This window comes from Acinetobacter sp. YH16056_T, from assembly GCF_024605895.1.
Classification (GTDB): Bacteria; Pseudomonadota; Gammaproteobacteria; order Pseudomonadales; family Moraxellaceae; genus Acinetobacter; species Acinetobacter amyesii.
Genome location: NZ_CP094545.1, coordinates 1,913,112 through 1,929,460, shown reverse-complemented (window position 1 = coordinate 1,929,460; position 16,349 = coordinate 1,913,112). Strand labels below are relative to the sequence as shown.

Genomic DNA, 16,349 nt, shown 5'->3' with positions numbered 1-16,349 from the left:
TATATAAAATCATAAGATAGATAAATGCTATTGGTAGTTTTTGCCAAAAGGCGTTTAATTAATTGTAGTTAATCATAGTTTAAGCATGAGACAGCAGCGATGGATTACACCAATCATTTCAAGAAAAAATTAAAAACCGAACAGCAGATTGGTTTATGGGTCGGATTAGCCGATGCTTATGGGACTGAAATAGCTGCAAATGCAGGTTATGACTGGTTGCTGATTGATGGCGAGCATGCGCCAAGTGACTTGCGGACGACATTGTCGCAATTGCAAAGTATTGCTGCATATCCTTCGCAAGCCGTGGTTAGACCTCCAATTGGTAGTGTGCAACTGATTAAACAACTGTTGGATATCGGTGCGCAAACCTTGCTCATCCCTATGGTCGAAACTGTTGAACAAGCTCAACTTATGGTTAAGGCAGTACGTTATCCACCTGAAGGTATTCGTGGAGTAGGTGCAGCATTAGCACGTGCAACACGTTGGAACAGTATTCCTGACTACTATGCAACTGCACATGAAAATATCTGTTTACTGATTCAGATTGAGTCGGTTGAGGGGATTAAAAACTTAGATGAAATACTGAAAATTGATGGCATCGATGGGGTATTTATTGGTGCGGTGGATTTGTCGGCGACGATGGGTTATCAGGGGAATTCGAACCATCCTGAAGTACAAAAAACCGTGATTGATGCAATTCAGCGTATACGTAAGGCGGGTAAAGCAGCAGGTATTTTGTCGACACAGCATGATGTGACTCAGAAGTATATCGAGTTAGGCACAGAATTTGTTGCCGTGGGTGTCGACACCAGTGTGCTCATGAATTCGTTACGTGAGCTTTTATCGAAGTATAAAACAGATACCCAAGTGATGAAAACAGAAGGTGGTTACTAAGCGGTACAGCCTTAAGCAATTGGTAACCGTCAGATCAGATTTGAGCTAGTACAGCCTTAGAAAAACCTCTGCATAACGAGTTGTATATTTGATATCTTTGTTCTTGAGTGAGATGAGTATAGTTCATGATGCAACTTTGACCGGTCGGAAGCAAAATGCGAACTCAACTTGCTTCTCTCTAATAATTTAATCTTTGTTGCTCTTCTTTTTTGAATTTAAGAGTAAAAAAGACATACCGGAGTATGTCTTTTGGGGGAGATATTGCAGCTTAGAAGTCGTAACGTAGACCAAGAGAAAGTGCAGTTGCATTTTCATCACCGATACCTGAGATACCGTTACCGAAGCTACGACCTTCTTTCCAAGGATTAAGTTTTGAATTTTTGTCGTTAATTACAGTTGCTAAGTTGCCGTATACCCGTAGGGTGCTGTCCAATTTGTGTTCGACACCTACACCAACTAAGCTTGCATTTGCGTCATCTGCATCTACATCACGGTAGAAATATTCACCGCGTACAGAAGTTTTAGGTGTTACTTTGTATTCGCCAGCTACACCAAAGACTTGAGCATCTGGGTTTGCCGTATCATTATCGTGTTTTGCAATTTGATATAACGCACCTAAGTTAAATGCTTCGGTGAGTTTGTATGCACCTGCAATACGGAAGGCATCGCGGCCTGCACTGCCAGCAGCATTTGCAGCATTTTCGTCATATTTTTCATATGCCGCAGCAAAGTCGATCGGACCTTCTTTGTAGGTTAAAGCTAAGTCATAAGCTTTGTTGTCGTCTTTGCCCTCTTTTACACCTTCTGCAGGAGGAGTGGTGGTAGCATCAACACGTCCGATATTGGTGCCTGAGTGCATAGATATTGCAGCGAGGACGTTAAAGCCGCCACCAAATTTTGGTGATTTATATTCGATGGTGTTTTCGTTACGTTCATCAAATTTTAAGTTGCCTACGCGAGTTACGTTACGTACGTCACCGACCATATCACCGAAGAAGTTAACTGGACCACGTGCAACTTTGAATGGGCTATCGAAGCGACCTACACGTGCTTGACCATAAGTACCGCTTTTTAAGCCAACAAATGTATCACGTGTTGAAAAATCTACACCTTTGCTGTCTTGGCTACCGCTGGCAAAGTTTACTTCTTGTTCTATTTGCGCAAATACGTTTAAGTCATCATTGATTTTTTGGTCTACTTTGAAGCCTAAGCGTGAAGAGTTAGAAGAAAGCCCAACTTCGTTGTAATCTTTACCATCATCAAGATAGTCAAGAGAGACATGTGCACGGCCATAAATTTTTACATCTGCAGCAGATGCCATCATAGGTGTAAGAATTGTTGCCCCGATTGCTAATGCACATAGAGTTTTTTTCATTTGAAGCTCCAAAAGACTTTTCCAGTCATATCAATACGTTTTATCAGTAGCTTGGCTAGAAATAATTTCGCTATCTAATGGCGCTAAGTATTCATTACAAATAAGACAGTTCTATTAAGGAAATATTTCAAAACGGTGAAAGGTGATTTTTGGTTTAAATTGTATTTTTATTTATAAAGATTGATATTTATTAAATATTTATAGTTATTTTTAAATATTAAATTTTGCAGTTAAAATGACTTGGCACAATATTCTAAACATAAAAAAATGGAGCCGAAGCTCCATTGATCATCACTTTAAACTCAATTGGACTTAAAGTGCTGCTTTGATTTTTTCGCCAATAGCTTTAATTTTTTCCATGTCGCCCATTTGTGCGGCATGTTTACCTAATTCATGCACTGAAGTCGGTATTAGGTGGAAATGTACATGCGGAACAGTTTGACCCGCAGCAGCGCCAGACAACTGCATCAATACGATACCTTTCACGTCTAAAGCTTTTTCCATTGCTTTCGCAACTTTTTGAGCAACCTGAATGGTATAAGCAGCCGCTTCTGGATCTAAATCAAGCAGCGTAATAGCAGGGGTTTTAGGAATTACGAGCGTATGACCTTCGGCCTGTGGCATGACATCCATAAAAGCGAGTACTTGATCATCTTCATAGACTTTAAACGCGGGAAGTTCTCCACGTAAAATCCGAGCAAAAATATTTTGATCATCATAAGTCATTGCTAAATTCCTTGTGCGAATTGAATCGTAATTATTTACAATTCAATTCTTTCTGACGATCTTTGATCGCGTCAAGTCGTTGTTGCTCTTTTTCTGAAAATTTAGGCTTAGTTGTGTAGCAATTGTCATTGCCAAACTTCGCTTTAGCGTCAGGATCTTTAAAGCAGAAACCTTTCGATGCATAAATCACGTCATGGTCATTTTTCAACTTTTGGCATTCTTGCTCAGATGCTAAAACAGTAGTAGAAGCCCCGATTAAAGTTACAGCACCTAGCAAAGTTGCGAGGGTAAATTTGTTCATGCGAGTTTCCTCTGTCATTTGTAACAATGTGTGTTATGACACTAGAGTACAATATGATGGTTATTTATCGTTATTCAATGGCGAGTTATTACTCAATTGTAATTTTACTCCATTTTTCATACATAATCATAGCGCTTGAAAAATCACTGTTTTCTTCAGCTTGATCACTTGCTGCTTGGATTAAGTTTTGCGTCAAAGACAGCACAGGCGCTGAAAGTTTTGCTTGTCGCACCAGATCAACAGCAATTCCCGTATCTTTTGCAAGTAATGGAAGTGCAAAGGTTAATGGGAAGCTACGATTCAGTACGCGCTGCGGTAAAACCGTTTCGGTCACATTACTTTTACCACTCGACGCATTTATACAATCGAGTGCTTCATGTAAGTCTACGCCATGCGCTTTTAAGGTGGTGAATCCTTCAGCAACTGCACAAAGATTTACAGCCATTAACATGTTGTTTACAGCTTTAACAGCAAAACCCGCACCCGGTTCACCCACATGTTTAATCAGTCTGCCAAATGTTTGGATCGCAGGTAATGCACGTTCAAAGGCTGCTGCGTCACCACCAATCATGACGGTTAATGTTCCCGTTTCAGCGCCAATGGTTTGTCCACTCACAGGGGCGTCTAAGAATGAAACGTTTTGTTGCTTTAAGGCTGAAGCGAGTTTTTTTGCAGATTCTGGCACACCGCTGGTACAGTCGACCCAAATCGAGCCTGATTTCAGCGTCACACTCGCAATTAAATTTTCAACATCTTGGCTGATGGGTAGGCAAGAAAAAATAATGTCCGCTTGTACTGCTTGTTCTAAAGCAACCGCTTGCGTACCAAATTCAGCAGCATGTTGCTCTGCCTTGGTAAAGTTTCGATTCCAGACATAAACCGTGTCGAACTGTTTTGGTAGGTGCGCTGCCATACGGGAACCCATTGCGCCCAATCCAATAAATGCAACTGACTGAATCATCTTTACTTTACCCTCTAAATTTTTATTTCAATAAACTGGATCTTTGTGTAAGCCACTGGGTCAAAGTTGGCCAAAATTGATTGGCACTTTTTTGACTCGACATCAGGCCGAGGTGACCACCGGGAATGAGAGTAAACGTGACATCTTGACTACTTGTCAATTCGCCTAAAGGACTTGCTGCATCTGCCGTAACGATTTGATCGGTAGAACCCGCGCCAATTAACAATGAACAGTGGATATTTTTTAATTGAATAACTTTATCTTTCAATTGAATAATGCCGTTTTTAAGCGGATTTTGCAGCCAAACATTGAATACCATGTCTTGGTTAATGCCACCAGGATAGTCAATCATGTGATTGAGAAAATCGCCCATGGTTGCATGTTCATACAGATCATGCAGATTATCTAAGTTGGAAAGAAATTGTTTTTGGCTTTTGAACCAACCCATTGGATCGACGATTTTAAAGCCAATCGCATTGAGCACACCCGGTGTATGGATAAAATGTTTAGGGATTTTCCCGGTGTAGACCGTATCTTGTAAATTCTTACTACGTGAAAGCAAGCGATTGGTTTTTTGAAATAACTTTCCGATACGACCTGAGGCATAGCTATCTATCGGCGCGCCCATCACCATTAGATTTTTAACATGTTCAGGTTGATGTAATGCGGTATACAGCGTGACAAAGACTCCAGCCATACTCCAACCATGTAGCGAGATGTATCGACTATCTGCATGCTGAGAAATTTGATCAATACAATGTGGAATCACATCATCAATAAACGATAGAAAATTTAAGAATCGATCTTGATAGTTTAATTTTCCCCATTCCAACAAATAGACATCAAAGCCACTGTGTTGAAAATGTTTCACCAATGAGCGATATGGATACAAATCATAAATTGCCATATTGATGGCCAGTGGTGCAACAAACACTAAGGGTTCTTTGTATTTACGATCAGGCGAAGCGTAATACCGAACTTTTGCATGTTTATATTCAGTAATTACTTCATAGGGTGTTGATTGAGAAAGGACCAGCGATTTTGCATTAAACACACGTGTAGACAGATGTTTAATTTTCTTTTGCTGCGCTAGAAATTTCTGTTTGAAAGGGTGCATAACTGTCAATTGCCTAAGTCCTTGTAGGATTGGTCGAAGTCTAAGCGATAATTTCGTATTTTACCTTGACCTTAAATAGCTTAGACGCTCAAAATATTGGCAATTCTTCACAAAGGCAGTTCTTCGCGACTGAGTAATACAGATGAGCCAACAAGACGACATCGAATACCAATTAGAGACTTTAGCGATTCGTACAGGTCATACTCGTACTTTTGAGGGTGAACATAGCGAGCCAATTTTCCTGACTTCATCATTTGTTTGTGAAAGTGCAGCAGATGCCGCAGCAAAATTTTCAGGTCAAATTGAAGGCAATACCTATTCACGTTATACCAACCCAACTGTACAAGCTTTCGAAAAACGTTTAGCTGTTTTGGATGGTGCTGAAGCCGCGGTTGCGACAAGTTCAGGTATGGCGGGCGTACACGCGATCACTTTGGCGTATTTGAAAGCTGGCGATCATGTGGTGTGTTCACGTGCTGTCTTTGGTTCGATCATTTCTCTGTTTGAAAAATATGTCATCAAATTTGGTGTTGACGTTACTTTTGTTGATTTGGAAGATTTAGATGCTTGGAAACAAGCGATTCGTCCAACTACACGCCTATTGTTTATTGAAACACCGTCAAACCCATTAGCTCAAGTAGGTGATTTACAAGCCATTGCTGATATTGCACATGCGCATGGGGCATTATTTGCAGTCGATAATACCTTCTGTACACCAGTGTTACAGCAACCGATTAAATTTGGTGCGGACCTCGTGATCTATTCATCAACAAAATATATTGATGGTCAAGGTCGTGCGCTCGGTGGTGCAGTTGTTGGTAGTGCAAAATTGATGGAAGAGATTACAGGTGTTATTCGTACACTGGGTAACTCGATGAGTCCATTCAATGCATGGATCTTCCTGAAAGGCCTAGAAACTTTAAGCTTACGTATGAAAGCCCACTGTGCAAGTGCTCAAACTTTAGCTGAATGGTTAGATTCACACCCGAAAGTTGAAAAAGTGTACTATGCGGGACTTCCAAATCACGAAGGTCATGAGTTGGCGAAAAAGCAACAAAAAGGCTTTGGCGGAGTTGTATCGTTTGTTGTGAAAGGCGAACGTGAAGGCGCTTGGACAGTGATTGATAATACTAAGTTCCTTTCTATTACAAGTAACTTGGGTGATGTAAAGTCAACAATTACCCATCCTGCAACGACTTCTCATGGCAGAATGTCAGCAGAAGCGAAAAAAGCAGCAGGGATTAGCGAAGGTTTAATTCGCGTATCTGTTGGTTTAGAAGATATTAATGATATTATTCGCGATCTTTCACGCGGTTTAGATCTTATCTAAAGTGAATTCATCAGTTTTGTTCGGAGATTTTTATGAACATTAATATGCTCATGCAGCAAGCTCAACGCATGCAAAAAGAAGTTGAGAGCAACATTAAAAAAGCCAAGGAAGAGCTTGCACAAGTTGAAGTTCACGCTGAAGCAGGTGGTGGTCTGGTTAAAGTTACTATGACTGCACGTCATGTAGTGAAACGTATCGAAATCAATCCTGAACTACTTCAAGATGATGCAGATATGATTGAAGACTTAATTGCAGCAGCAATGAATGATGCTTCACGTCAAGCTGAAGTAATTTCAGAAGAAAAACTGAAATCTGCAAACTCTGGTATGGGTCTTCCACCAGGTCTTTCAGGTTTATTCTAAGGAATACGTTGAATGTTTAGTGATCGTTTTGATCAACTTGTACAGGCATTGCGTATTTTGCCAAGCGTTGGGCCAAAGTCGGCTCAACGTATGGCACTGCACTTAATCATGAAAAATAGGGAAGGCGCTGTTGGTTTGGCACATGCCTTGACTGAAGCAACCAACTATATTCATGAATGTACAATTTGCCATTCATTGACTGAAGATGAAGTGTGCAACATATGCGTCTCGTCAGAACGTGATGATCAACTGCTTTGTGTGGTTGAATCTCCCGCAGATGTCATGGCAATCGAGCAAAGTGGCAGTTTTAGAGGGAAATATCATGTATTGGGTGGACATTTGTCGCCACTCGATGGTATTGGCCCAGACGAAATTGGTATCCCATATTTAATTCAACGATTAAGTGATGGTAAAGTGCAGGAAGTGATCTTGGCGACCAATGCAACGGTAGAAGGTCAAGCGACAGCACATTATTTGGTTGAAGCGACCAAGCATTTACCAATACAAATGACCCGTATTGCACAGGGTGTACCACAGGGTGGTGAGCTTGAATATGTGGATAGTCATACTTTAAGTCAGGCCGTGCATAACCGAATGCGAATGAAGTAACTATAGAGCGAAACTCGTTTCGCTTTGTATAAAATTCACCTAATTATTTATACTTAATAACGATTAAAGTTTTTGTTAATAATGAATAAAAAAGCCAAATAAAGAAAATAAGTCACTAAAATAACGTTTTTCCTTATAGATAAATAATATATATCAGTTAATATAAGCTCATAGAGCATCTAAAATTAGACTCAGCAACTTATGTATCAATTCATTCAAAATCAGCCAGATTTAAATTGCGTTTTAAATCTTATGGACCAAAGCTCGATTTACGGACTCGACACCGAGTTTATAAAAGTAGATACCCTGTGGCCCAAACTTGGACTTTTCCAAATTAATGTACAAAATCAGGTGTATTTACTTGATGGTACAACCCTCGATTTAAGCCAATTCTGGCAAAAATTATTTGCAGCTCAGCAAAACATTTTTCATGCTTGTAGTGAAGATATCGACCTGATTTATCACTATGCACAGCATAAGTCTTTAGAAAATGTCTTTGATACCCAAGTTGGGATGTCATTTTTAGGGCATGGCTTACAAGTCAGCTATCAAAATGCCTTAAAAACTATGCTCGATGTTGATATAGATAAAGATCAGACACGTTCAGATTGGTTGGCCCGTCCACTCAGTGCCGAGCAATTGAACTATGCAGCGAATGATGTACATTATTTAATGAATTTAAGCCAAACGATTCAAAATGAGTTGGCTGCGAAAAGTTTATTAAATTGTGTGCTTGAGGACTGCAAAAATTTAACATATGAAATCGGCACTGAAACGCCGATCCATATGCTGTATCACGATATTGGTAATTATCGACATTCACGTCGTCAGCTCATGCAAATTCAGCAATTGGCCGTTTGGCGTGAGCAAATGGTGAAAGCCTTAAATCAGCCACGTAGCTTTATTCTTAAAAACTCAACCATCATTGATATGGTAGAAAAAAATCCAAAAAATAATTTTCAATTGAGTGCGGTGAAAGATATTCGTCCGAACATTGTGCGTGAGCATGGTAAAATTATTTTAGATTTGTTGAAGTTTTTACCAGAACAAGCTGAATGGCCGCTGCGTATGGCACGTCCAATTCGTCATTCGTCTCAGGATATTGGTTCGCGCGTCGATACAGTCATTCAGCGTGCAGTACAAGAAACCTCTGTGCCTAAAGAAGTTTTAATGCGTAAAAAATGGTTAAATGCTTTGTATCAGCATGTGGTTTTTCATAATGATGAACAAGATTTACCGAGCTATTTGTTGGGCTGGCGCTATGATTTGCTGACGAAGCCTTTAATTGAAGTACTGCATGCCGATGAAAGCTATCTTTCTGGTCAAATGAAAGTGATGGAATAAGTTCTGATTGATTAAAGAACTATCACTTATACAAATTCACGACTGATGCGTTAATAAACACTAATGTATCAGTCTTTTTTTTGATGTATCCTTTGCCTTGCGTCTAATGAGTATTGATTCAATTATGTACTGTTCTATCTACAAATCGAGCAAAAAAGATGAAATGTATCTTTATATTGCTCGTCCTGAAGTTAATGAAAACGAAACTGAAGTGACAGATCCACTTGCAGTAATGCCTGATGCTTTACGTACAGCATTTGGTCGTGCCACATTTGTCATGGATCTAGAACTTAGTGAATCACGCAAACTTGCACGTGTAAACGTATTGCATGTACTAGATTCAATTGAAACAAAAGGGTTCTTTATTCAAATGCCTCCAGAAGGTTTAATTGACCCAAATGCAGTTGAGCCAGAAGGCTTGCGCGGCGCTTAAGTTAATTCAGGAGTTGTGAAAATGAATGGTGTAGTATCGGTATTGGACTCAATTCCTGAAAGCAGTATTGCAATTACGGTTTACCTAGGTGGGGCTGTAATTGCTTTGTTGTGTTGGTATGGGCTGATGAAGCGCTTACCCAAAACGATCGGTGCCATTGGTTGGCTTATCGTATTTGCTATTTTATTAACACCAACCGTTTCTGAAGGTTCAAATGCAGCGATCGCACCTGCGATTTTTGGTTTGATTTTTGGTGTATTAACAAAAGATCAGCCATTGGTTTGGTTGAATCTATCGTTGATTCTCTTTGTGGTGGGTATTGGTTTAGTCCTCGGTTATTTTTGGACAAAATACAATGCAGCGAAACCACAGCACGTTGTAAACAAGAAAATTTCACCGCTTTAAATAAAAAAATAAGGTTATGTCATGTCTGTTGAAACTCAACAATTTACTGGTACAGATCAATATATTGCGACCGATAGTTTAAAACTTGCAGTAAAAGCTGCACGTTCATTGCAAAAGCCACTTTTGGTTAAAGGTGAGCCGGGGACAGGTAAGACACTTTTAGCCGAACAAGTGGCTGAAAGCTTAGGGCTTAAGCTCATTACGTGGCATATCAAATCAACGACCAAGGCTCAGCAAGGTTTGTACGAGTACGACGCCGTATCTCGTCTGCGTGATAGTCAGTTGGGCGATGACCGTGTTTATGACATCAAAAACTATATTAAGCCGGGTAAGCTTTGGGAAGCATTCACTAGTGAAGAACGTTGTGTACTTCTAATTGACGAGATTGATAAAGCAGATATCGAATTCCCTAATGATTTGCTACACGAACTCGATAAAATGTCCTTCTTTGTGTATGAGACGGGTGAAACGATTACGGCAACACAACGTCCAATCGTGATCATTACTTCAAATAATGAAAAAGAACTTCCAGATGCCTTCTTGCGTCGCTGTTTCTTTCATTATATTGAATTCCCTGACGAAGCAACCATGCGTGAAATCATCGATGTACATTTTGAAAATATTTCAAATACCTTGGTCTCTGAAGCACTACAAATCTTCTTTAAATTACGTCAAATTCCGGGTTTAAAGAAACCGCCTTCAACCTCTGAGTTGATTGATTGGTTGAGTTTGCTGATGGCTGATGATATGCCAGAAGATATTTTACGCAATACAGATAAATCAAAATCAATTCCACCGCTTTATGGTGCCTTGATTAAGAACGAACAAGATGTGCAATTGCTTGAACGTCTAGCATTTATGTCACGTCGTTAATTGCTATTAATTTTATCAAAGATTTAAAAGCCGGTTATCCGGCTTTTATTTTGAGCATTAAAAAATATAAAGGTGAATTATGCAGACAAGCGCATACGTATCAGGTGTACATATAGCTGTACCTAGGAGATTTAAGTCAACTGTGCTCTTGTTGGCTGCGAGCTTGTATTTATCTAGTTATAGCTATGCGATGGATGATGCTCAGTTTGAACAGCAGCATCAACAGCTACTTCAAGATGTGTATTGGGCGCAAGTTGCAGAACATCAACTTAAAGAAAAGCTCATCGATCAATCAGATCATCTTGTAGCTCAAACGGCCATTCAACAAAAGGCCTGTGCTGCAACTGTACTCGAGCTGAAATACTATGATTTTGTGATCTTGAACCTAAGCGATTTTAACCGCTATAGAAACCATCAAGGTTTTCATAAAATCGTGTCTATTGAAAAGTTGCAGCAAGATCGTCTCGATGTTCAGCGCAAATATGAAACTCTTAAAAAATCACTTAAAGAAAGAAATGCGACTTGCGAATAAATCATGCCGTTTGTGTTTCTTTGGGTAGGTAGGGCAACGTATATGAACACACAGTAAAAGCTTTTGGCTTTACTTGTAGGGATCAATTTTTCATAATGGTGGATGTAAAGGCAAGACTCAGTTGCAGATGAAATAACAAGATCACATGCATTCACACTGGATTTGACCTCCTGATATTTAATTTTTATTGGATTTTATTCGCCTATGTTTGTGCGATTGTTTTATACCCTTCGAAAATACGGTGTTCCTGTTTCAACTCGTGAATTGATTGACTTGAACCAAGCAGTGGCAGCAGGGCTGGTCTTTGCAGATCAAAATGAATTTTATCAGCTTGCAAAAACCGTCATGGTCAAAGATGAACGTTACTTTGATAAGTTCGACCGTGCAATGAAGGACTATTTTGACGGTATTGCTACCTTTGATTTGGATGAGCTATTAAATCAGGTACATAAACTGCCAAAGGATTGGTTTGACCTTGAGCTCATCGAAAAGCATCTAACACCAGAACAACGAGAAGAATTAAAAAAAGCTGGTTCCTTAGAAGAACTGATGAAAATGCTCGAAGAGCGTTTGCGCGAGCAGCATAAAAAGCATCAGGGTGGTAATCGGATGATTGGGACGGGTGGTACGTCGCCGTTTGGTGCCTATGGCGACCATCCTGAAGGCGTGCGTATTGGTGGGCCTGGTCGTAAACGATCTGCGGTGAAAGTGTGGGAACAACGTCAATACCGAAACCTAGATGATGAGCAGATTCTCGGCAGTCGTCAGATGCAGATGGCTTTGCGTCGTTTGCGTAAATTTGCCCGTCAAGGTGCAGCAGAAGAGCTGGATATCGACGGAACCATTCGTGAAACTGCCAAACAGGGTATTTTGGATGTGCAGTTGGTTCCAGAACGACGTAACCGTATTAAAGTCTTGATGCTTTTTGATGTTGGGGGCTCGATGGATTCACATATTGCCCAATGTGAGAAGCTCTTTACCGCTGCAAAAACGGAATTTAAAACGTTAGAGTATTTCTATTTCCATAACTGTTTATATGATTATGTATGGAAAGACAATATTCGCCGTTCAAGCACGCGTATGAATACATGGGATCTATTCAACACCTATGGTCGAGATTACCGTGTCATCGTTGTCGGTGATGCGAGTATGGCACCATATGAGTTGAACTCGGCAGGTGGATCTGTGGAGTATATGAATGATGAAGCTGGTCAGGTGTGGTTACAGCGCTTACGCAATCATTTTGATAAAACAGCGTGGTTAAATCCAGAAGAAGAAAGTTATTGGCATTACACCCAGACCATTGCTGCGATTAAACAAATCTTTGAAGATCATATGTTCCCGATGACCCTCAAAGGTGTGGAAGATATGACGAAATATTTAGCGCGCTAAAGCTTTAAAAACGCTACTTTTTCTTATCAATGATGTTTATATTACTTACTCCAATTTTGCATTGTTTCTTATTTTCAAAATTGGATAGTATTTAAAAGTCTTTGTTTTGCATACAACATGAAGGAAATATGATGGATCATCAAATTAATGGTATCGCATTACCTAATGAAGAAGGTTTCTTCGGTGAATACGGTGGGCAGTTCATTCCACCAGATTTAAAACAGGCAATGGATGACATTAATGTTGCTTATGAGCAAATTCGTCATACAGAAGAATTTCAAAATGAATTGAAAGAGTTGTTTGCACACTATGTTGGACGTCCTAGTCCATTGTTTTATGCAAAGCGCTTGTCTGACAAATTAGGTGGGGCACAAATCTACCTAAAGCGTGAAGACCTCAACCATACCGGTGCGCATAAAATTAACCACTGCCTTGGCGAAGCTTTGTTAGCAAAATACATGGGTAAAACCAAAGTGATTGCTGAAACCGGCGCAGGTCAGCATGGTGTAGCATTGGCAACGGCTTGTGCCTTGGTGGGCATTCCATGTGAAATTCACATGGGGCAAGTGGATATTGAAAAAGAACATCCAAACGTGGTGAAAATGAAGATTTTAGGTGCCAACCTAATCTCTGTTACTCGTGGTACAGCTACGCTCAAAGATGCAGTAGACAGCGCATTTGAAGAATATTTAAAAGATCCAACCAATTTTATTTATGCGATTGGTTCAGTGGTTGGCCCACATCCATTCCCGAAAATGGTTCGTGACTTCCAGTCAATTATTGGAGATGAAATTAAAGTTCAAGCCAATGATCGATTTGGTGCAAATCCTGACTATGTGGTTGCATGTGTGGGCGGTGGTTCAAATGCTGTCGGTGCATTTACAGCATTCCTCAATGACACCGATGTAAAACTTGTGGGTGTAGAACCTGCAGGTCATGGCTTAGATACCAATATGCACTCTGCGACGTTGACATTGGGTAAGCCAAGTCAAATTCATGGCATGGCATGTTATGTCCTTGAAGATGAACAGGGTGAGCCATTACCAGTGCATTCAATTGCATCAGGTTTGGACTATCCAGGAGTGGGGCCACAACATAGTTTGTTAAAAGACCTAGGCCGTGTTGAATATACAACAGCGACAGACCAAGAATGTTTAGATGCCTTCATGACGCTCTCACGTGTGGAAGGTATTGTTCCTGCACTAGAAAGTTCACATGCGGTTGCATGGGCAATTCGTGAAGCATCAAAACTTGCCAAAGATGTGAAGATTGTCGTTAACGTTTCAGGCCGTGGCGATAAAGACTCAGACTATGTGGCTGAAAAATTAGGTTTAAATTAATTACTGCCATTAAAAAAGACTAAGTTGCTCATCATCTGTTGATGATGCAAAAATCTTTTGCAGTTGTATAGCCCGATCTATATTCGAAGTATCCCAGTTTTTAACTGGGATATTTTTTTTGACATAATTTTTATATATAGTGTGGTTAACGCTTGATGTAATTGGAATTAACTCAGGATGTAGTGCATAAATAATTGCCTTTGCATCTAAAATTTCAGCGATAGAAGTAGCAATCTCTAAATTAATCGTGCGTCGGTAGTTTTGCAACACCTCATCGTCTTTCATCGAAAACATTAAGCGTTCTAATTCTAAAATGATGGCATCTAGTTGGTCTAATTTATCTAAAGCGGGTTTAAGCATAAGAAAGGAAATTGAGAAAAGTAATTAATTTGTAATGTGTATGTCATTACAAATTTTGAATTATATTAAATTATTGATTTTTAGAATTCCCCCCTTAAAGCTTGTTAAGGGGGAATTATTGAGTTTAGCCTGAAATATATTGTTGAAGTTGTTCGATCAGTTTGCGTTGATCATCCATTGCTGCTTTTACAAGGTCGCCGATGGAGATTAAGCCGGTTAATTTCTGTTCCTCAACGACAGGTAAATGACGTAAATGGCGATCTGTCATAAGTTCTAAACATTCTTCGACAGTCGCGGCACTTGTCACGGTGATGACACTACCCGTCATAATTTCGCTGACAGAGGTATCGAAAGAGGTTCTTTCCATGAGTGCGATTTTACGTGTGTAATCACGCTCAGACAAAATCCCAACAACTGTGCCTTCATGGGTCACAACGAGGGCACCAATGCCTTTTTGTGCCATCAGGGAAATGGCTTCGAGTACAGTCGCATCTGGGGTGATGGTGTAAATTTCTTGATAAGCTTTGTCTTTAAGTACTTGGGCAACTGTAGTCATATTTTCATTCCTTTATAGTAGTTTTTGTTTAATTTAAATTAGCGCGAAATTTGAAAAAAGCAAATACTTTTCAGTGCATGCAGAGGTCAAGCATGCACTGAGGGTTTTATGCCATTTGAATCTTATCTTGGTTAAAAAAGAATAAACGCATTTGCGAGGTTGTGAGCTTGAGACGAATGTGACTTGAGCTATGCAACGCAGGGATAACTTTAAGGCGTGTCAATGTTGGTAATAGCGATGCCTCAAAATCTTCTGGTGTAATGCGTCGTGGAGTGTAGTTGGGCCAATGCTTTTTGGCATATTTATGCGCTTGAATGCCATTTAGCCAAAACGGGAAGATAATATGATCTTGATCGCTGGTCATTGCCCAACCTTGTTGGTGGTAGAGACCCCAAAGGACTCCACAGTACATCATGGTTTTTAAAATACTAATTTTGAAAAATAAATCTTTTGGAATAGGTTTATATTGCTTTAATTTAGACATCATATGCAGCGTGTTGTTGATGTTGCTCCTATTGTAGGAAATTCTTATGAAAAAGCTGTGTAAGCTTTGAACTGGATTGTAAGAATTTATGTAGTTAAAAGTTGAAGGGTGTAAAAAACGCCACCTTAGTGACGTTTTTTTATGCTTGCAAGGTGGCCATGTTCTGCCAATATTGCGCTTTGAGTGAGTCACGTTCTACGCGGAAGCCTTGATAATAAAGTTCAGCCAAAAATAACGCTGCTTTACCATGTCCAGCACGAGCTGCATCTTCCAATTCGTGAACTGCATCGCTGAAGTTCATTTGAGATTGAATTGTGTTTACCGCATTTGCGTATACATGTTCGAGTTCATGTTGAGAGAATTGTTGAATCATATTTAACTCCTTATTCTAATTATGATCATTAAGGGCCCATTCTTTAGCCCTATTAACTAATATAACTAAGTATTATTAAACTAATATTACAATTATCTTGAATTGTCAACTATTCACGTAAATATTTCTAATTTGCTATAGTTTACATGATTAAACAATGAACAATTGTTTTCATGAGTAAAATACTAACATAAGAAGTTGTAGATAATAAGGAGAAGTAAAATGACAAAAGTTTTAGACGGTTTAACTTTAGATTATCCTCCGACATTAGCGCAAATTGTGGAATTGGCACATCTACATCGTCGCAATCTTGATGACGCAATTTTTCATCAGGAGATTCATTTAGGGGATTTTGGTTTAGCACAGCGCAAACGTGTATATGATTTCACACGGGATTTAGATAAGGGACAGCGCTTAGAATTTTACAATGCATATAATGGCGAATTACTCAAAATCGCCGATGATGATGATTTACATCCTGCGCATGCAGAAGGTGGAATGAGTATTTTTGCAGTATTTATCGTTTTGGCGATTATTGCATTAATTCTTTATTTTGCGGTGATACGTACCATTATTCATTAA

The 16,349-nt window shown here is 39.6% G+C and carries 21 protein-coding genes; 12 read left to right on the top strand and 9 right to left on the bottom strand.

Going from position 1 to position 16,349, the window contains the following annotated elements:
• The first annotated feature begins 99 nt into the window (after window positions 1-99).
• Window positions 100-894 carry a 4-hydroxy-2-oxoheptanedioate aldolase gene (gene hpaI, locus MST17_RS09550; RefSeq protein ID WP_168379673.1) on the top strand — a complete coding sequence of 265 codons (795 nt, stop codon included), beginning with the start codon at window positions 100-102 and terminating at the stop codon, window positions 892-894.
• 268 nt (window positions 895-1,162) lie between these two features.
• On the opposite strand, the gene MST17_RS09545 is transcribed toward hpaI, so the two are convergent.
• The 5 genes from MST17_RS09545 to MST17_RS09525 all read right to left on the bottom strand — a co-directional run bounded on the left by MST17_RS09545 (window position 1,163) and on the right by MST17_RS09525 (window position 5,374).
• Window positions 1,163-2,269 (bottom strand): porin, encoded by a 1,107-nt coding sequence (locus tag MST17_RS09545; protein WP_180027247.1) that lies wholly within the window; start codon window positions 2,267-2,269, stop codon window positions 1,163-1,165.
• Between the two features lie 312 nt (window positions 2,270-2,581).
• Window positions 2,582-2,995 carry an HIT family protein gene (locus tag MST17_RS09540; RefSeq protein WP_078188511.1) on the bottom strand — a complete coding sequence of 138 codons (414 nt, stop codon included), beginning with the start codon at window positions 2,993-2,995 and terminating at the stop codon, window positions 2,582-2,584.
• A gap of 31 nt (window positions 2,996-3,026) precedes the next feature.
• On the bottom strand, window positions 3,027-3,296 hold the full coding sequence (locus MST17_RS09535; protein WP_180005094.1) for a YARHG domain-containing protein: 270 nt from the start codon (window positions 3,294-3,296) through the stop codon (window positions 3,027-3,029).
• Window positions 3,297-3,384: 88 nt separating this feature from the next.
• A complete protein-coding gene (locus MST17_RS09530; protein WP_180005093.1) occupies window positions 3,385-4,257 on the bottom strand; it encodes an NAD(P)-dependent oxidoreductase in 873 nt (290 codons plus the stop codon).
• Between the two features lie 22 nt (window positions 4,258-4,279).
• Window positions 4,280-5,374 carry an alpha/beta fold hydrolase gene (locus MST17_RS09525; RefSeq protein ID WP_180005092.1) on the bottom strand — a complete coding sequence of 365 codons (1,095 nt, stop codon included), beginning with the start codon at window positions 5,372-5,374 and terminating at the stop codon, window positions 4,280-4,282.
• 142 nt (window positions 5,375-5,516) lie between these two features.
• Here MST17_RS09525 and MST17_RS09520 point away from each other — a divergent pair, with 142 nt between their 5' ends.
• The 10 genes from MST17_RS09520 to trpB all read left to right on the top strand — a co-directional run bounded on the left by MST17_RS09520 (window position 5,517) and on the right by trpB (window position 13,994).
• On the top strand, window positions 5,517-6,704 hold the full coding sequence (locus MST17_RS09520; protein ID WP_180005091.1) for an O-succinylhomoserine sulfhydrylase: 1,188 nt from the start codon (window positions 5,517-5,519) through the stop codon (window positions 6,702-6,704).
• 32 nt (window positions 6,705-6,736) lie between these two features.
• On the top strand, window positions 6,737-7,066 hold the full coding sequence (locus tag MST17_RS09515) for a YbaB/EbfC family nucleoid-associated protein (RefSeq protein WP_078188506.1): 330 nt from the start codon (window positions 6,737-6,739) through the stop codon (window positions 7,064-7,066).
• A gap of 12 nt (window positions 7,067-7,078) precedes the next feature.
• Window positions 7,079-7,675, top strand: a complete 597-nt coding sequence (recR, locus tag MST17_RS09510; RefSeq protein ID WP_180005090.1) for a recombination mediator RecR — start codon at window positions 7,079-7,081, stop codon at window positions 7,673-7,675.
• Window positions 7,676-7,876: 201 nt separating this feature from the next.
• On the top strand, window positions 7,877-9,019 hold the full coding sequence (locus MST17_RS09505) for an HRDC domain-containing protein (protein WP_180027248.1): 1,143 nt from the start codon (window positions 7,877-7,879) through the stop codon (window positions 9,017-9,019).
• A gap of 124 nt (window positions 9,020-9,143) precedes the next feature.
• Entirely contained in the window at window positions 9,144-9,452 is a 309-nt protein-coding gene (locus MST17_RS09500) for a YcgL domain-containing protein (RefSeq protein ID WP_180027249.1), read from the top strand.
• A gap of 21 nt (window positions 9,453-9,473) precedes the next feature.
• Window positions 9,474-9,857 (top strand): hypothetical protein, encoded by a 384-nt coding sequence (locus MST17_RS09495; protein WP_078193907.1) that lies wholly within the window; start codon window positions 9,474-9,476, stop codon window positions 9,855-9,857.
• 21 nt (window positions 9,858-9,878) lie between these two features.
• Window positions 9,879-10,730, top strand: a complete 852-nt coding sequence (locus MST17_RS09490) for a MoxR family ATPase (RefSeq protein WP_180011248.1) — start codon at window positions 9,879-9,881, stop codon at window positions 10,728-10,730.
• 79 nt (window positions 10,731-10,809) lie between these two features.
• A complete protein-coding gene (locus tag MST17_RS09485; protein ID WP_168379665.1) occupies window positions 10,810-11,262 on the top strand; it encodes a hypothetical protein in 453 nt (150 codons plus the stop codon).
• 204 nt (window positions 11,263-11,466) lie between these two features.
• The gene (locus tag MST17_RS09480; protein WP_078188499.1) at window positions 11,467-12,654 is read left to right on the top strand and encodes a VWA domain-containing protein; all 1,188 of its coding nucleotides are present in this window, start codon (window positions 11,467-11,469) and stop codon (window positions 12,652-12,654) included.
• Window positions 12,655-12,785: 131 nt separating this feature from the next.
• Window positions 12,786-13,994 carry a tryptophan synthase subunit beta gene (gene trpB / locus MST17_RS09475; RefSeq protein WP_180005109.1) on the top strand — a complete coding sequence of 403 codons (1,209 nt, stop codon included), beginning with the start codon at window positions 12,786-12,788 and terminating at the stop codon, window positions 13,992-13,994.
• A 9-nt stretch (window positions 13,995-14,003) separates the two neighbouring features.
• On the opposite strand, the gene MST17_RS09470 is transcribed toward trpB, so the two are convergent.
• The 4 genes from MST17_RS09470 to MST17_RS09455 form a co-directional block, all read right to left on the bottom strand.
• Complete coding sequence (locus MST17_RS09470; RefSeq protein WP_180027250.1) at window positions 14,004-14,354, bottom strand: hypothetical protein; 351 nt, start codon at window positions 14,352-14,354, stop codon at window positions 14,004-14,006.
• A 124-nt stretch (window positions 14,355-14,478) separates the two neighbouring features.
• Window positions 14,479-14,910 (bottom strand): CBS domain-containing protein, encoded by a 432-nt coding sequence (locus tag MST17_RS09465; protein WP_078193901.1) that lies wholly within the window; start codon window positions 14,908-14,910, stop codon window positions 14,479-14,481.
• A gap of 106 nt (window positions 14,911-15,016) precedes the next feature.
• Complete coding sequence (locus MST17_RS09460; protein ID WP_078188495.1) at window positions 15,017-15,394, bottom strand: DUF2750 domain-containing protein; 378 nt, start codon at window positions 15,392-15,394, stop codon at window positions 15,017-15,019.
• A gap of 139 nt (window positions 15,395-15,533) precedes the next feature.
• On the bottom strand, window positions 15,534-15,767 hold the full coding sequence (locus MST17_RS09455) for a hypothetical protein (protein WP_078188494.1): 234 nt from the start codon (window positions 15,765-15,767) through the stop codon (window positions 15,534-15,536).
• A gap of 222 nt (window positions 15,768-15,989) precedes the next feature.
• On the opposite strand from MST17_RS09455, the gene MST17_RS09450 reads away from it, so the two are divergent.
• Window positions 15,990-16,349 (top strand): hypothetical protein, encoded by a 360-nt coding sequence (locus MST17_RS09450; RefSeq protein ID WP_078188493.1) that lies wholly within the window; start codon window positions 15,990-15,992, stop codon window positions 16,347-16,349.

What these genes read in the sequence shown, in the direction of transcription:
- MST17_RS09485 (WP_168379665.1), top strand. Translation starts at nt 10,810, where the DNA reads ATGCAGACAAGCGCATACGTATCAGGTGTACATATAGCTGTACCTAGG.
- MST17_RS09515 (WP_078188506.1), top strand. Translation starts at nt 6,737, where the DNA reads ATGAACATTAATATGCTCATGCAGCAAGCTCAACGCATGCAAAAAGAA.
- trpB (WP_180005109.1), top strand. Translation starts at nt 12,786, where the DNA reads ATGGATCATCAAATTAATGGTATCGCATTACCTAATGAAGAAGGTTTC.
- MST17_RS09500 (WP_180027249.1), top strand. Translation starts at nt 9,144, where the DNA reads ATGTACTGTTCTATCTACAAATCGAGCAAAAAAGATGAAATGTATCTT.
- MST17_RS09495 (WP_078193907.1), top strand. Translation starts at nt 9,474, where the DNA reads ATGAATGGTGTAGTATCGGTATTGGACTCAATTCCTGAAAGCAGTATT.
- MST17_RS09470 (WP_180027250.1), bottom strand. Translation starts at nt 14,354, where the DNA reads ATGCTTAAACCCGCTTTAGATAAATTAGACCAACTAGATGCCATCATT.
- MST17_RS09540 (WP_078188511.1), bottom strand. Translation starts at nt 2,995, where the DNA reads ATGACTTATGATGATCAAAATATTTTTGCTCGGATTTTACGTGGAGAA.
- MST17_RS09505 (WP_180027248.1), top strand. Translation starts at nt 7,877, where the DNA reads ATGTATCAATTCATTCAAAATCAGCCAGATTTAAATTGCGTTTTAAAT.
- MST17_RS09460 (WP_078188495.1), bottom strand. Translation starts at nt 15,394, where the DNA reads ATGTCTAAATTAAAGCAATATAAACCTATTCCAAAAGATTTATTTTTC.
- MST17_RS09530 (WP_180005093.1), bottom strand. Translation starts at nt 4,257, where the DNA reads ATGATTCAGTCAGTTGCATTTATTGGATTGGGCGCAATGGGTTCCCGT.
- MST17_RS09450 (WP_078188493.1), top strand. Translation starts at nt 15,990, where the DNA reads ATGACAAAAGTTTTAGACGGTTTAACTTTAGATTATCCTCCGACATTA.
- hpaI (WP_168379673.1), top strand. Translation starts at nt 100, where the DNA reads ATGGATTACACCAATCATTTCAAGAAAAAATTAAAAACCGAACAGCAG.
- MST17_RS09465 (WP_078193901.1), bottom strand. Translation starts at nt 14,910, where the DNA reads ATGACTACAGTTGCCCAAGTACTTAAAGACAAAGCTTATCAAGAAATT.
- MST17_RS09525 (WP_180005092.1), bottom strand. Translation starts at nt 5,374, where the DNA reads ATGCACCCTTTCAAACAGAAATTTCTAGCGCAGCAAAAGAAAATTAAA.
- MST17_RS09520 (WP_180005091.1), top strand. Translation starts at nt 5,517, where the DNA reads ATGAGCCAACAAGACGACATCGAATACCAATTAGAGACTTTAGCGATT.
- recR (WP_180005090.1), top strand. Translation starts at nt 7,079, where the DNA reads ATGTTTAGTGATCGTTTTGATCAACTTGTACAGGCATTGCGTATTTTG.
- MST17_RS09480 (WP_078188499.1), top strand. Translation starts at nt 11,467, where the DNA reads ATGTTTGTGCGATTGTTTTATACCCTTCGAAAATACGGTGTTCCTGTT.
- MST17_RS09455 (WP_078188494.1), bottom strand. Translation starts at nt 15,767, where the DNA reads ATGATTCAACAATTCTCTCAACATGAACTCGAACATGTATACGCAAAT.
- MST17_RS09490 (WP_180011248.1), top strand. Translation starts at nt 9,879, where the DNA reads ATGTCTGTTGAAACTCAACAATTTACTGGTACAGATCAATATATTGCG.
- MST17_RS09545 (WP_180027247.1), bottom strand. Translation starts at nt 2,269, where the DNA reads ATGAAAAAAACTCTATGTGCATTAGCAATCGGGGCAACAATTCTTACA.
- MST17_RS09535 (WP_180005094.1), bottom strand. Translation starts at nt 3,296, where the DNA reads ATGAACAAATTTACCCTCGCAACTTTGCTAGGTGCTGTAACTTTAATC.